Here is a 15,937-nt window from a genome sequence, read left to right as displayed (position 1 = left end):
TTTTCCTTAATTTTTATAATACTGCCCACATTCTTATATCAGGATTTATTATATTGTTTGTAACATATATACTCACAATACTCTCTCCGTTAAATGCTTTAAACAAGGCATCTTTTTTGTCTAAACGATAATAAACATAGCCATTTAGTCTAGGAAGAGTTGTAGGTATTACCGAAATTTGTTCAATGTTTAGCCCTTTAAGCTGGGATGCAACTATATTTTTTATATTTGATTGAGTATGAATTTTAGATTGATCTTTAAAATTTTTAAGCAAATAATCAGTTCCACTATCCGAGCTAACAGCCAAAAATAGTTCTGCGCTTTGGACAATCCCCGGATTATCAAATATACAATCAAAAAAGCCATGGGCGTTTGTAACAACATGAGCCATAGTGTATTTTGGCGATATGATTTTTGAAAATAGCAGCCTAATATTATTTATGAGGGATATAAGAGTTGAAGTAAGATCATAGTGTTTATAAGCTATAAAACCGCTAAATTTTTCATCATTACTTAAGGCCATTAAATCAGCCTGAAAGTCTATCAATTTTTCATAAAGATACTCAGGATGAATCTTTTGTTTATTTGACATATATGAAAAAATCAAATGCCATTTCTTTAGCATATTAAGTGATAAGTATGTAGCAAAATCTAAAGTATTTTTAGCCTGATCGATACTTTTAAATATACTAGATAATGTCTCTTTATGTTGTTTTGTAGTATAAATCATTTCATCCAAAAATTGTCTTATAAATGAATGATTGCTCACATCAAGACAAGTCGGTATAAATTTATCATCAAGCTTAATTTGTTTACTGGAACTAATATTTTGTATTTTGCATATTGGAATTTCAACTTCATACGGAGTTTTGCTACCCAAAACCCCCAAGCTTGTTTTTAAGCTTGCAAGAACAACATTTTCTTTGTCTTGATTAAATGCCGAGCTTAGCAAATAATCTTCTTCATCGCTCAAATCTTTTAAAACATCAATATTTGCGTCATCGTGTATTTTAGAGTTTACTATCGCTCTCTTGGCTTTAAATTTGGAATTAGGTATGCTATTTTGCAAACTCACATCCACAACTAAATTATCAACGGGAATCTTCAAAACTATAACCGAAGAGGCCAATGAATCAAATTCAACTTCTAAAGGTTCCGGCAAATCATCTTCATCGGGAGCATTCAAAATGGATCCGTCTTGAGCTATCACTGAAATTTTCTTCAAGCTTATTTTGCCCTGCTCAAGCAACTCATTTGAAATCTGTAAATCCAAAACTCCATATAAATTTGTAAAAGAAGAGATGGTTTTTAAATTTATATTTCTCTCAAAATATCTCTCTTGTTGCTCAAAATGAATTTTATCTACATTCATTCCATTGTGCCAGACTACCTTTAGTCTATCCGCCATCATTTAGCCTTTTGATTAATTTTTACACTTAGACTTTTAGCTCCCAATGCTTTGATATCTTTATCGGTAATCTTAAATACTAAATAATCTGACTTTATTTCTGCAGTTTTTTTGAATTCTTTAATTTTTGTCTTATTTTGATCCGCATAAAGAACAAGGATTCCCACATAAGGCACCTCTTGCTTGTCTATATTCAAAATCGAAACATCCGCTTCAGGCTCTATTTGAAGCTTAATAGAGTCTATTTTGTCCCTGCCCAAAATTTCATCTTCTCTTTCAAGAAGTTCCATCTCTGTGGCCTCTTGAAATTTTTTAATATCTTTCAATTGATAAAGTATGACAGTAATCGGGACATTATCACCACGGTGATTAAAATTTGAATTTGGCGTATTATTAACGCCGACGCTCAACTTTCCGCAAGCACTAAAAAATAATGCTACAAAAACAGATAAAATTACTTTTTTAATCATTTTGACATCACCTTAAAGTTATTTTAAAATTTTTGAAGTTTAACATATTAAATTTTAAAATATAATTACAATATTTTTTAATATTTAATTTATCGCAATAAAAATATTTATCACAAACAATAACTATTGTTTAGAAAATATCGTTAAGTTTATTAAAAGCTTTTAAGTGTAATAATCCAAAATTTCATAAAATGATTTGAGGAATGCATGCAACTTTATCAAGAATTTAATCAGAATTTTCAAGAAGATGAAATCTATATTGAGCTTCAAGACGAGATGTCCAAGTACAAAACACTTGCCCATGAAAAAATAAAATGGGATGTAGTTTTTGGAAATTCATTATATGTTTTACAATCTTTATCTCTTGATACAAAAATTCTTAATTATTTATCAATAGCAACCGTAAATGTAGACAAAGCAGAAAACTATGAAATTTTTCTTAAGGCAATAAACTTTTTTTTAAAAAATTTAAAAGAAAACCCTAAAACACTAGGACAATCAGACAAATTGCTCTCAACCAAAAAGAAAATTCTAAAAACTACTATAGATTTTTTTATTAATGAATATAATCAATCAAATTTAAATTGCAAAAAAGAAATAGCCAAGCTTTTTCAAAAGACGATTGGCGAATTTGAAATTTTACTTGAATGCAAATTTGAAAATCTTAATTTACCTTCCGATCCTCAAGTACAAATAAGTCAAGATATAAAGCCAAATTCTCAACATATAAAAAAACCGAGCGAAACATACTCTTCCAAAGCTAATCCTTCAGACATCAACCACCTAAACGATAGAGAATTTAGAGATTATTTTATAAATTTAGCAACAAGCTTACTGGCAAATAACATATCAAATATAAGCTCTTACGCCGTATTTTTAGAAGCTATGTGGGGAAGAATCAAATCTCTTCCTTCTCATAATAACCATATAACGCCCATTAGATATCCTGATCAAAATTTAATAATATCACTAAAAGATATGGCGGAAGTTAATGTTGATAATATAAAATATTTTATGCAAAATTTGTCTTTAAATCCTTTTTGGATAGAAGGGCTTAGACTCTTTTGTGAATTTTTTCAAAAAAACGGCTTTGCAGGTATATCAAAATTTATATCAGATCAAGTAAAAATATTTTTAGATCAAAATACAGAAATATTAAAATTAAAATTTCAAGACAATCAAGACATATGCCCGCAAGAGACTTATGATTTTTTCGCAAATTCGAATAAAGAAACAAATAGTTTAAAAAATAAAACCAAAGACTATAAAAACCAATCCATCGATCAAATTTTAATAGACATAAACAATGAAAACAAGCTAAATGATGTAAAAGGAAATTTACAATCCATGATATCAATGGCAGAACTATTTACAAATAAAAATATGGATAGTAACGCCAAAATTATGTATTTGCAAATAATAAATTTAATAGAAACAATTGAACTTAAAGATTATTTATCAGATATTTATAAAAAAGCGAAATCTTTTTGTAAGTAATCGCTACTTATTTTGTAAAATATTTCTTAAAAAGAATTTAATATTTTTTAATTATAATTATATCCAATTTAAAGATTTTTAAAAGGAGAGTGTCGTGGCAGATAATTCTATAGCTCCAAAAGAGCGTATAAACATAACCTACAAAACAAAAACCAATAATCAAGAGGCAGATGTTGAGCTTCCGCTAAAAGTTATGGTCATGTCAAATTTAACAGGGCACAATGAAAAACCTGTAGAAGAAAGAGAAGTTGTTTCAATAAACAAAATAAACTTTGATCAAGTAATGGAAAAAATGGATATCAAAACAAATTTCTCAGTAAAAAACAAGCTTGGTATAGGTAGCGAAGAGATAAATGTGGACTTAAAAATATCAAATATGAAAGATTTTTCCCCCGACAATATAGCCAAACAAATCCCTGAGATAAACAAGTTAATAGAGCTAAGAAAGGCTTTGATTGCCCTAAAAGGACCTATGGGAAATATACCTGATTTTAGAAAAGCGGTTTTGGAGGCTCTAAAAAATAACGAAACAAAAGAAAAACTACTCCTAGAAATCAAAAATACGCAAGATCAAGAGCAAAAGGACTGATATGCCAAAAACAAAAGTTCAAACACCGATCATTGAAAGCATTATGCAAAGAAGCAGATATTCAAAGGATGATGAAAGTTATAGTGTCGCAAAAAGAGGAGTTGCTGAATTTATTTCCAACATTGTAACATCTGAAAATCCGGAAGAAAAAATCAACAAGCTTGCTCTTGATGAAATGATAGCCCATATAGACGGTTTGCTTTCAAAGCAAATGGACGAAATACTTCATAATGAACAATTTCAGCAATTAGAGTCGACTTGGAGAGGAATTCGCTTTTTAGTAGAAAGAACAAACTTTAACGAAAATACAAAAATTGTTCTTTTTGATATTACAAAAGAAGAAATTCTTGATGACTTTGAAGCCAATCTGGATATAACTCAAAGTGTTGTTTATAAACAAGTTTATTCTCATGAGTACGGACAGTTCGGCGGTGAGCCTATAGGCGCAATTATAGGCGACTATCAGCTAGACAAAACGAATTCCGATATGACTTTTTTAAATAAAATGTCATCTGTCTCCGCCATGAGCCATTCTCCGTTTTTAACGTCGCTATCACCTAATTTTTTTGGTTTAGAGCATTATGGTGAAATGGCAAACATCAAGGACTTGAAGAGTATGCTTGAAGGACCTCAGTATACAAGATGGAGAACTTTTAGAGAAAACGAAGATGCAAAATATGTAGGTCTTTTAGTTACTAAATTTTTAACTCGCTCTCCATATTTACCGGAAGATAACCCAATAAAAAGCTTTAACTACAAGGAAAATGTCGAAGGCTCGCACAATCATATGCTATGGGGAAATTCAGCCTATGCATTTGCAACAAGGCTTACTGAAAGTTTTGCGGATTTTAGATGGTGCGGAAATATAATAGGGCCAAAAGGAGGTGGAGCCGTTAAGGACCTACCTACATATCTTTATGAAAATTATGGTAGTGTTCAAGCCAAAATTCCAACAGAAGTTTTAATAACAGATAGAAGAGAATATGAACTTTCCGAAAATGGCTTTATAACTCTTACCTTAAGAAGAGATAGCAACAATGCAGCATTTTTCTCTGCAAATTCTGCACTAAAGCCTAAAATTTTTCCAAATACTCCGGAAGGAAAAGAGGCCGAAACAAATTTTAGGCTAGGCACTCAACTTCCTTACATATTTTTGATTTCTCGTCTAGCGCACTACTTAAAAGTATTACAAAGAGAGGAAATAGGAACTTGGAAGGAAAGAGCTGACGTAGAGCGTGGGCTTAATGAATGGCTTAGACAATATATCTCGGATCAGGAAAATCCACCTGCAGAAGTAAGAAGCAGAAGACCTTTTAGAAATGCGAGAATAGATGTAAGCGATATACCCGGAGAGCCTGGATGGTATAAAATAGAACTTCTTGCTAGACCGCATTTTAAATTTATGGGCGCAAATTTTGAACTATCTTTAGTTGGAAAACTCGATAAAGAATAAGACAAAAAGAGGTTTTGTGTCGTTATCAGATAGGGTTTTATATGTTTTAAGCGATGAAAACAAAGACAAGCCCTATCATCAAGATCTACTTAAAGATATTAAAGAAAATATCAGCGTTCTTTTAAATTCAAAGCTTGATGATTGCATAAGTTCAAGCGACATGGGATTTCCCGATATATCTTTTTTTAGCATAGACTCAAAAGACCTTTGCCAAATAATAGGCAAAGAGATATATAATCTTATTAAAAAATATGAAAATAGAATCAAAATTGTTTCTATGAATTATGATGATTCTTTAAAACCATGGCAACTTACATTTGATATTGCATATGTTTATGAAACCGATTTATTTAAAGAATTTAATATAAGAGTTACTTTTCGCAACAATAGATATTGTGAGGTTTTATAGTGAAAAAAAACGAAAATAATATACTGTATTTTCGCAAAGAAATGTCTTATCTGCATGAAATGAGAAATCTATTTGCTAAGAAATTTCCAAAAGTAGCTCCTTTTTTAAATGTAGACAGCAAAGATCCAGATGTTGAAAGAATTATAGAAAACGTAGCAATATTAACATCTAAAATTCACCAAGAACTTGATGAGAATATGCCTCTGATAGCAGAATCTTTAATCAATATTGTATCCCCAAATTATACAAACCCCATTCCCTCTTCGTGTATTCAGGAATTTTCACTAAAACAAGATAGCGATAAATATAGTCTAACTATACCTAAAAATTCAATAGTAAGCTCAAAACCAATTAATGATATTGTGTGTAAATTTAAAACCATATATGATGTTGTATTGCACCCACTTGCTATAGATAAAACATATTTAAGTAATAATAAAACAGATTATATTCTCAATTTAGAACTTAAAATAACCAAAGAGGATGTCAAATTATCTAATTTAGACATCAACAATCTAAATTTATATTTAGGCCATGATGTATACATGTCTGCAGCATTGTTGATGTGGATGAAAATGTATACAAAAGAACTTATTATATTTTGTCCGGATACAAATGAAGAATTTAAACTTCATAAATCATCCATACACGCTATGGGACTCGATGAAAAACTGATAAAGTATGAAGACCTTGGCTTTGATGCATTTTGTCTCTTACAGGAACTATTTTTTACTCCTTATAAATTTAATTTCATAAGCATAAAAAATCTCGATATATTAAAAAAGTCTCAGTCAAAAAATTTTATTATTAAATTTGTATTTGATAGAGATCTTCCAAATGGATATATACCAAGAGTGGAGTATTTTTCATTATTTGCTACTCCTGTAGTTAATCTATTCCAGATGAGCGCGGAACCGATATTAAACGACAACAGAAGAAACGGTTATAGAATATTTTTGGATAGAAATAAAATAGAAGCATACGAGATTGTTCAAATCAATAAAGTATTAGCACATAATAGCGATACGGGAAGGCGAATTCTTAAAAACTACAAAAGCTTCGAAAGATTTAAATTTTTTAACAACGATCAAATTGAAGATTACTATTCTTTAAGCAATAAAATAGATAATAATTTAAATCCATATAAAGAAATTTCATTTTTTTCAGGCTCTACAAAAGAACAAACAATAACAATAGATGCTCTATGTTGCAATGGAAATTTGCCCTCAAAACTAAAAATATCAGACATTAACAATATACCAAACCATCAAGAAGTGGCTACAAAAAATATCACAGTACCTACAAATATACAAAAAGTAGACATAGATGGAAATTTATTATGGAGACTTGTTTCTATACTATCTTTTAGCTATCAAACGATACTTGACAAAGGCTCCTTTTTGGGCGTTTTAAGCGCATTTACATTTGATAAGGATAACTACTATTCTCAGACAATAGCAAATTCCATTGAAGATATAAAAACAAAATCAATATATCGAGTTAACGAACAAATGGTAAAAAAAGGAACTTTGTGCATATTCCTTATTGATGAAAGTAAATTTTATAGCATAGGAGAAGTTTATGTGATGGGGATGGTATTATCGGAATTCCTCTCAAGCTTCTCATCCATAAATTCATTTTGCGAAGTCAAAATCAAATGCCTCCATAGTAAAATCATCATAGATTATCCTTTATCTAGCGGCAAAAAAGCTCTAATATGAATGATGACACAAGAGGTATATCTTTTTATAAACTATTAAAAAATATTATAAAAGATCACGATAAAAAAAATGTTATTCTAAGAAATAGCTCGGATTTAGGGCATCCTTTTAAAGAAATCGAGTATTCAAAATTTAATCAATCCGAAAAAGAACTTTTTGTAGAAATAATGGTAAATTTTATGGGAATTTGCGGGAGCTCCTCGCAACTACCAAGCTACATGCTTGACAAATTTGCAAAAAGCGAAAGCGAGGATTGGAAATTATTTTTTGATTTTTTTAACAACTATCTTCTATGGATATTTTTTGAAAGCATCTCTACAAAAAGCTATCCTATGTCATTTCAAAGTGATTTTAGCGATAGAATTTCAAAAATTTTATTTAATATGCTTGGAATTAAAGATAAAAAGATTGCTAAAACATATCTACCTTTTGCACCGCTTATTTTAAGCCTAAGACGCCCAAAAATTTATATACAAAAAGTGCTTCAATATAATTTTAATTTAAAAGATAAGCTTTTTATATTAGAAAACATACCGCATCAAATCGTTATAGCCCCAAAACAAAGGAATTGCCTTGGAAATTTTAACAATACGTTAAATTCAAATTTCATATTAGGGAAAAAAGCATTGAGCTATCAAAACAAAATAGCAATTTATATCAAAGATATAAGTTACAATGAGGCTTTAAAATATTTTCCAAATGCTCAAAAATATAATGAAATAAAAAATAGTATTATTTTTTTGACAAATAACGAATTTGCAGTTGATTTATACTTAAAAATCAATTATTCAAGACAAATGAATTTAAAGCTAAAAGATAAAACTCACAGCAAGTTAGGGTACGCTTCCACTCTGCATCAAAAAGATAAAAAATCTCATTTAATGGTATTTAAATTATATTCATAAATTAAATTTCAATTTTTAATTTTTCGAGAAGTTGTGCTATAATTTTTGATTAAAATATTTTATGAATATGGTGGTTAAATTGTCTATCTTGTCTTATATAAGTAAATTCTTAGCATTTTTTAAATTCAAAAACGTATCTCTTTTTATATCCTTTATAGTTCTTAGCCTCTTATTTTGGCAATACAGTCCAAATATAGCCTTTAACGATATTCATGTTTTTGCTAAAGTATCTTCAAGGATAATCGCACTTAGTGTATTTTGGTCCATTGTCTTTATAATTTTTGTTATAGTTCCTATGATACGCTACTTTATTTCATTTAAAAGCGAAAAAAGAGGGCAGATAAGAGAGCTTAAAAAATTATCAAGCGACTCGGTAAATAAGGCAAAAAGGAATTTTTTCATCTCTATAAAAGATGCCAAAAATACATGGAAATCGGATTTAAAGCTTAAAAAAATACCTCTTATAATGATAATCGGTAACGAAAGAGTCGGCAAAAGTGCATTTATAAATTACTCAAACATAGAATATCCGCTAGGAGATAGTCTTGAAACATATAAAAAAATTCATCAAAGCACTACGAATTTTAATCTATACATCTCTAAAGATGGAGCGCTTATAGATACCGAAGGAGTTCATTTCTCACAAGAAAACTTATTTAATCCAACTTCAACAGATGAATTGCCGGAAGATGATATTGAAAAAAATAAAGATTTTTTACTTAAAAAAAATATATGGAGAGAATTTTTAAATTTTTTAAATAAAAATATTTTCCACTCAAAACTGAATGGAGCCATATTAATAATAGATACTCAACAATTTTTAGAAAATTCCAGAGAATATTTTGACAATCTAATCAGATATTTGGTAAAAAGAGTAAATGATTGCGAAAGTAGCCTAAAAATAAAATTTCCGATATATGTAGTTTTTAGCAAACTTGACTTGATAGATGGGATGGGCGATTATTTTAAAATTTTTAATGAAAACATAGCAAATAAAGCTTTAGGGCTCAGCCTATCAAATTCTTTTACAAAAGATAGCTTAAATAAAGATTTCAAAGAACTTAGCGAATCTTTACTGTTTAATATAATGAATAAAAATTCACTAGCCCACTCTTTAGAAGACAAAAAGCGTTCGTACTTATTCTTAAAACAGCTTGACAATTTATTTGCTTTAGTTGAAGAATTCATGCTAAAGCTAAAAGAGGAAAATTCTCTTAAAAACGGCTCTCCTATAAAAGGTGTCTATTTTGTAAGCGCTTTCCAAGAAAACATACCTAGAAATTACCTTATAAACACGATTTGCGAAAAATACAATATCAAAAAACCGCTAACTAGGGCCTTTAGCAACTATAGCAAGCAAAGCTACTTTGTTAAATCGCTTTTAAAAGATATAGTTTTTAAACATCATTTAATGCACACATCCTTAAATAAAAATTTCGCTACTAAATTTTTAAATATTATATTTATTGCACTTATAGGCTTCTTTACATACTTTGCTTCAAATCACTTTTTAGAGACAAAAAAATTAAAAGAGCAAACTTCACAAGATACATTACTCGCTATTTCTTCATTACTTGATGAAGAAAAATATGCTAGCTATACGCCGACTCAAAAGATTGAACTACTACATAAACTAAAAGACACATTAAAAGATTATCCTAGACTTTTTTCCGGTGACACAAAATTTGAATACCCTCTTTTAGATATATCATACAAAGGTTTTGAATCGGCTAAAAAACTATACTATGAACTTAGTGCAAATTTCTTAAGGCATACTATTTTAGTCGAGATGGAAAATATATTAAACACCGAATCGAATTTGGATAAATTAATCAGAACATTTTATATGTATAAATCATTATTTGATAAAAAATTTATCAATGTCGATCTATTTAAATTTTGGGTTAATTCAAACTGGGATAAATTTGAAAAATATAATATAAACAAAAATGACTTTTTATCTTATGTAGATATTATCTTAAATGCTGATTTTATAAATATAACTCAGAATGACCAATCCGTAAATGCTGCCAATTCTAAGCTTACAAAGATACAAAGACCGGAGAGACTTTACTCTCTATTGGAATTTATTTCCTATAAAAGCGAAAAAGAGCTTTATAATCTTAAACAAGAACTAACAAATTTTGAACATGTTGTTCAAGATAGTAGCAATTTTGATCCGTTTAATAAAATTTATACAAAAAACGGAATGAAGCAGTTCTTATCAAATTTAAGCTCATACATAGACAACACTACAAATATAGAAAAATGGCTTATGGGAGAAAATGAGGAAAAAAATATTGATAAAAACAACTTAAAAATAGAAGTAGTAAAACTATATCTGCAAAAGTATGATAGCACTTGGTCACTTATTTTAAGTGATATACTGCCTAAAAAATTTAACTCAAGAGCAGACGTATTAAATGAGCTTGAAATTTTATCAAAAACTCAAAATCCAATTAACTCTATGATAGATATTTTAAACGATAACACAAATTTAAACAATGATGATCTATTAAAATTTGTATACTCGTTAGGTTTTCCTTCAACTGAAATCAAAAAAGTATTTTCAAATTTCAGTACAAAATTTCAAGAATATCACTCATTAAAAAACGAAAACAACAATATACTTGAAACCATAAGTGGAGATATCTCTAAAATACATAAAAAAATTCTTGATTTTAACTTTCAAATGTTAGAAAGCGAGAGTGATAAAATTACTTATGTTGTAGGCGGAGTCAAAAATGAAAATGATCCTTTTATCGTCTTAAACAATAACTCCAAGTTACTTCCCAGAGAGTTAACAAACTATTACCAGAGATTATCTCAATTGTCATGGCAACAGATAGAGTCCGGCACCTCGTCTATCTTGAACTCTTTGTGGTATGACGAAGTATATAATCAATATGCAAATGAAATATTGCCATTTTATCCATTTAATCCAATAGCAACAGAATCGGTTAGCATAGAATCATTCAAATCATTTTTTGGCAAAAAAGGGACATGGAATCAGTTTTACAAAAGATACCTAAACAAAATTTTAGCAAAAAATAGCAAAGGCTACTATGTTAAATCAGCCTATAGAAAAGATTTTAATTTTAGTCAGAGATTTCTAAAAAATGCAGCTTTATTAGATGAAATTGCAAATATTATGCTTGACTCGGACGATAGAATCAAAATTAATTTCTACTTAAAAGCCGTTGATTTGTCTGCTGATTTTAGCAATATAAACATTTCTTACGGCAATAATGAAAGAATAGTTTATGATCATACCATCCCTTCAAGTCTGCATATAATGCCAAGAAATTTCGATACATCGACACAATTAAAATTTATAGCAAAAGTTCAAAATGAGAACAAAACAAAACAAAAAATATTTAATGGAGAATGGGCTTGGTATAGGCTTATAGAAGCTTCGACTCTTAATCAAAATAGTGTATATTCGTTATATCTTGATATGCAAAAAGAGTCTTATTTTGGTTTTGAAATTACTTCAAACAATAATGAAATATTAAAGATTATGGATACAATACGATCAATAAGGCTTCCAAAAAGTATTTTATAATTAAAAAGGGATTTTTCTATGGAACAAATAGCTGTTATCTTACAAAATTTAGAAAATGCGACAAGTTATTCATCTAAATTTTATGTATTTGATGAAAATGGAGGCGATATAGGAAGTGATAGCGGTGTAAATTTTTATTGTCAAGACACAAATGGCTCCATACAAGCAAAACATGCACGCATAAATTACGAAGAAGGCTTTTTTGCTATATCTCCTTATAATAATTGTGAGATATTTTACAACGACTCTTTTTCAAAACTTGCAAATGACTATGAAACAGTTATAAACAAAGGAGATGTATTTAAAATAGGCGATTTAAAGCTAATGTTTGTAGAGCCTTCAAAAATAGACGAATACATAGGACAATCTCAAAAACTTATAGAAAATACACCAAATTTTGATAAATTAGACAATATTCATCTTGAGCCAAGAGGCAAAATTTTAAATCCTGATTTCAAAGAAAAATCAAATATAAATCTTTCGCCAAGAGAAGCTGAAAAGATAATAAACAATACAGAGCCTGAATTTATAAATCCTATAACACAAGAAACTCTTAAAAAAAATATGCTTACATCAGAAAACATGGAAAATCTAATACAAAAAATCATCAAAAATTTGCAAACAGATGATAAGCCGGCATCTATTAGAACAAACTCAGAGGTGTTAAATGTAAAAGATCTTGAAGCAATAATATCAACTATACCGCTATCAAATTCGACAACACTCATAAATACCGTTCTAGTAAAGCTGATCTGCAAAGAACTATATAGCCATATGTATGACATTATAGAGAATAATTCATTTTTTAGATACTTTTCAGAAATTGTAATAAAAAGTACGCAAGAAGACAAAAAAGCATTTGAATATCTTGTTTTAAAAGCTTTGGAAAGCTATAACTCTAAAAATTAGTTAATAATTGCAATTTCGCTATTATTAACTAATCCCTTATATTATGCCTTAAAGCATAATCTTCTATCTTTTCTTTTAAGTCTTTAGGGAAATACTCTCTATACATTGCAGGTATAGTAGGATTTAGTTTTTTATCCAGTGTTCCTGCTTCATACATTCTTTTTAACTCTTCGGGGGTATTGTAGTATGGTGCATTAGGATAGCCTTCGGGAGGAGTTAAGGATATTACTTTAGATTCTAGTAGGGTTGAGTCTATATAAAGATTTATTTGGTTTTCATTCCAACTATCAGGAAACCCTGAGGCAAAAAATTCTAATTCTTCAATAAGTTTTTCTTTAGCATAATTGATAAATTCCTCTCTTGATCTTTCATCGGCATCCATATCCCTAGGATCAAGTAGTTCTCCTTTTTCTTCAACCAGTTCTCTTAAATATCGCATAATATCTCCTCCTGGATCTAAAGCCAACCCTCCCCTATTAAAATCCATTATCCAATCCACTCCTATTATCTCGTCCAGATAAGGTATCATACCGTATTCATCTAAAGGCGGGTTGTTGTATATAAGTTCTAATTCTTTTGATCTGATTAAGTCTTTTTGTGATCCTGATGTAGTAGATGATGAGGAAAAATATCTGGCTAATACTTTTAAAGCATCTACTTCTCCCAATTGGGCAGATAAGAATACGGCTTGCCTAGCTCTTGTCTTAAATCCTGAATAGTTAAGTATGGTTGCCCTTGCAAATGATCTTTTATCTCCCAGCATTCCTGCACATATTCTCCATTCCCCTGAAAACAGTCTTGATTTTAAACTGTCTACATTAGCACTTACCCTATCATATATATCTTCATATTCGGGTTTAGTAAGAACTCCTTTACTGTCTACTCTAAGCATAGCGTCTTCAGGAATTTCTATCATAGTACATTTTAAGTTACTTCTTTTAATTAAATATATAAACCTTTCTCTTTTATCTTTTAAGCTTTCATAGTAAGCTTTTTCTTTTTTAGTCCAAGGAGCTATACTTCCTTTTTGAGGTCTTTTATAACTCATATCAAGCCATGCTTGAAATGAGAGATAATCTGTTTGTCCGTATGAGTCGGGTTTAGGGTTATAGTAGTTTGGTTTATAGTTTATATAAGCAGATGAGTCTAGGATGGCTCTGGAGTCTAGGAGAAATTTAGAATGTATTTTTAAATATTCTTGATTTGTTCTAGGTTTTTTATAGTCTTTATTGTTTGGAATTAGTAAATTTGTCCTTTTGTCAAATGTTACATATGTTCCATCCATTGTTTTAATATTATAAGTCTCATTACTATTCACTGAATTTCCTTTTAGATATATTGCTATGATTATTGTTAGAATTATAAATATTAAAGATATTATTGTAAGTTTATTAAATTTCATCCTATATAAAGTCCGTCTTCCATTATGATTGTAGTGGCTAATCTTCCGATTAGACGAGGGGGGATTTCTTTTATAACAGTATTTATATTAGCTATTCTGTCTTTTTCTCTCTCTTTACACCCCACATACATACCTTTAAGATTATTCTGTCCTATTACGTTAAGAGCCTTAAGAAGCCTTCTTGCCTTATCATCCTGTTTGGTTTCTTCGTCAGTGTTATAAATTCCTCTGCTAAAGTCGTTTAGGATTTCCATTGAAAGCTACAATCCGTAATTAACTAATCCCTTATATTATGCCTTAAAGCATAATCTTCTATCTTTTCTTTTAAGTCTTTAGGGAAATACTCTCTATACATTGCAGGTATAGTAGGATTTAGTTTTTTATCCAGTGTTCCTGCTTCATACATTCTTTTTAACTCTTCGGGGGTATTGTAGTATGGTGCATTAGGATAGCCTTCGGGAGGAGTTAAGGATATTATTTTAGATTCTAAAATTCCTATATCTCTATTCAACAAAACTTGCTCTTGACTTTTATCATCTGGGTCAGCCACATCATAAGGCTCTGCAAATTCTTTCAATAATTTCTTAACATACTCCATAAATTCCTCTCTTGATCTTTCATCGGCATCCATATCCCTAGGATCAAGTAGTTCTCCTTTTTCTTCAACCAGTTCTCTTAAATATCGCATAATATCTCCTCCTGGATCTAAAGCCAACCCTCCCCTATTAAAATCCATTATCCAATCCACTCCTATTATCTCGTCCAGATAAGGTATCATACCGTATTCATCTAAAGGCGGGTTGTTGTATATAAGTTCTAATTCTTTTGATCTGATTAAGTCTTTTTGTGATCCTGATGTAGTAGATGATGAGGAAAAATATCTGGCTAATACTTTTAAAGCATCTACTTCTCCCAATTGGGCAGATAAGAATACGGCTTGCCTAGCTCTTGTCTTAAATCCTGAATAGTTAAGTATGGTTGCCCTTGCAAATGATCTTTTATCTCCCAGCATTCCTGCACATATTCTCCATTCCCCTGAAAACAGTCTTGATTTTAAACTGTCTACATTAGCACTTACCCTATCATATATATCTTCATATTCGGGTTTAGTAAGAACTCCTTTACTGTCTACTCTAAGCATAGCGTCTTCAGGAATTTCTATCATAGTACATTTTAAGTTACTTCTTTTAATTAAATATATAAACCTTTCTCTTTTATCTTTTAAGCTTTCATAGTAAGCTTTTTCTTTTTTAGTCCAAGGAGCTATACTTCCTTTTTGAGGTCTTTTATAACTCATATCAAGCCATGCTTGAAATGAGAGATAATCTGTTTGTCCGTATGAGTCGGGTTTAGGGTTATAGTAGTTTGGTTTATAGTTTATATAAGCAGATGAGTCTAGGATGGCTCTGGAGTCTAGGAGAAATTTAGAATGTATTTTTAAATATTCTTGATTTGTTCTAGGTTTTTTATAGTCTTTATTGTTTGGAATTAGTAAATTTGTCCTTTTGTCAAATGTTACATATGTTCCATCCATTGTTTTAATATTATAAGTCTCATTACTATTCACTGAATTTCCTTTTAGATATATTGCTATGATTATTGTTAGAAT

General features: G+C 29.8%; 13 protein-coding genes. 8 read left to right on the top strand and 5 right to left on the bottom strand.

Features of this window, described 5'->3' with window-relative positions; all coding sequences use genetic code 11:
- Window positions 1–13 precede the first annotated feature (13 nt).
- Both tssK and tssJ read right to left on the bottom strand, forming a co-directional pair.
- A complete protein-coding gene (gene tssK / locus CORI_RS01145; protein ID WP_173030465.1) occupies window positions 14–1,408 on the bottom strand; it encodes a type VI secretion system baseplate subunit TssK in 1,395 nt (464 codons plus the stop codon).
- Window positions 1,408–1,878 carry a type VI secretion system lipoprotein TssJ gene (tssJ, locus tag CORI_RS01140; RefSeq protein ID WP_173030464.1) on the bottom strand — a complete coding sequence of 157 codons (471 nt, stop codon included), beginning with the start codon at window positions 1,876–1,878 and terminating at the stop codon, window positions 1,408–1,410. The genes tssK and tssJ overlap by 1 nt, the downstream gene beginning before the upstream one ends.
- A 207-nt stretch (window positions 1,879–2,085) precedes the next feature.
- On the opposite strand from tssJ, the gene CORI_RS01135 reads away from it, so the two are divergent.
- The 8 genes from CORI_RS01135 (at window position 2,086) to CORI_RS01100 (ending at window position 12,926) form a co-directional block, all read left to right on the top strand.
- On the top strand, window positions 2,086–3,375 hold the full coding sequence (locus CORI_RS01135) for a type VI secretion system domain-containing protein (RefSeq protein ID WP_173030463.1): 1,290 nt from the start codon (window positions 2,086–2,088) through the stop codon (window positions 3,373–3,375).
- 94 nt (window positions 3,376–3,469) lie between these two features.
- Window positions 3,470–3,964 (top strand): type VI secretion system contractile sheath small subunit, encoded by a 495-nt coding sequence (gene tssB / locus CORI_RS01130; protein ID WP_173030462.1) that lies wholly within the window; start codon window positions 3,470–3,472, stop codon window positions 3,962–3,964.
- 1 nt (window position 3,965) lies between these two features.
- The gene (gene tssC / locus CORI_RS01125) at window positions 3,966–5,417 is read left to right on the top strand and encodes a type VI secretion system contractile sheath large subunit (RefSeq protein WP_173030461.1); all 1,452 of its coding nucleotides are present in this window, start codon (window positions 3,966–3,968) and stop codon (window positions 5,415–5,417) included.
- Between the two features lie 16 nt (window positions 5,418–5,433).
- Window positions 5,434–5,826: a GPW/gp25 family protein gene (locus CORI_RS01120; protein WP_173030460.1), complete on the top strand. Its 393-nt coding sequence runs from the start codon at window positions 5,434–5,436 to the stop codon at window positions 5,824–5,826.
- Between the two features lie 41 nt (window positions 5,827–5,867).
- Window positions 5,868–7,547 carry a type VI secretion system baseplate subunit TssF gene (gene tssF, locus CORI_RS01115; protein WP_173031897.1) on the top strand — a complete coding sequence of 560 codons (1,680 nt, stop codon included), beginning with the start codon at window positions 5,868–5,870 and terminating at the stop codon, window positions 7,545–7,547.
- Window positions 7,544–8,452: a type VI secretion system baseplate subunit TssG gene (locus CORI_RS01110; protein ID WP_173030459.1), complete on the top strand. Its 909-nt coding sequence runs from the start codon at window positions 7,544–7,546 to the stop codon at window positions 8,450–8,452. Before tssF ends, CORI_RS01110 begins: the two co-directional genes overlap by 4 nt.
- A gap of 61 nt (window positions 8,453–8,513) precedes the next feature.
- Window positions 8,514–12,017 carry a type VI secretion system membrane subunit TssM gene (tssM, locus tag CORI_RS01105; protein ID WP_173030458.1) on the top strand — a complete coding sequence of 1,168 codons (3,504 nt, stop codon included), beginning with the start codon at window positions 8,514–8,516 and terminating at the stop codon, window positions 12,015–12,017.
- An 18-nt stretch (window positions 12,018–12,035) separates the two neighbouring features.
- A complete protein-coding gene (locus CORI_RS01100) occupies window positions 12,036–12,926 on the top strand; it encodes a hypothetical protein (protein WP_173030457.1) in 891 nt (296 codons plus the stop codon).
- A 28-nt stretch (window positions 12,927–12,954) separates the two neighbouring features.
- Here CORI_RS01100 and CORI_RS01095 read toward each other — a convergent pair whose 3' ends face one another.
- The 3 genes from CORI_RS01095 to CORI_RS01085 all read right to left on the bottom strand — a co-directional run bounded on the left by CORI_RS01095 (window position 12,955) and on the right by CORI_RS01085 (window position 15,895).
- Window positions 12,955–14,244, bottom strand: coding sequence for a thioredoxin reductase (locus CORI_RS01095; protein WP_254064940.1), 1,290 nt, complete (start codon window positions 14,242–14,244; stop codon window positions 12,955–12,957).
- An 80-nt stretch (window positions 14,245–14,324) separates the two neighbouring features.
- Entirely contained in the window at window positions 14,325–14,582 is a 258-nt protein-coding gene (locus tag CORI_RS01090; protein ID WP_173030456.1) for a hypothetical protein, read from the bottom strand.
- Between the two features lie 23 nt (window positions 14,583–14,605).
- The gene (locus CORI_RS01085; protein ID WP_254064939.1) at window positions 14,606–15,895 is read right to left on the bottom strand and encodes a thioredoxin reductase; all 1,290 of its coding nucleotides are present in this window, start codon (window positions 15,893–15,895) and stop codon (window positions 14,606–14,608) included.
- Between the last annotated feature and the right edge of the window lie 42 nt (window positions 15,896–15,937).

It is taken from the genome of Campylobacter sp. CCUG 57310, assembly GCF_013201975.1.
Lineage (GTDB): Bacteria > Campylobacterota > Campylobacteria > Campylobacterales > Campylobacteraceae > Campylobacter_A > Campylobacter_A canis.
This window is presented reverse-complemented; position numbering and strand designations above follow the sequence as displayed.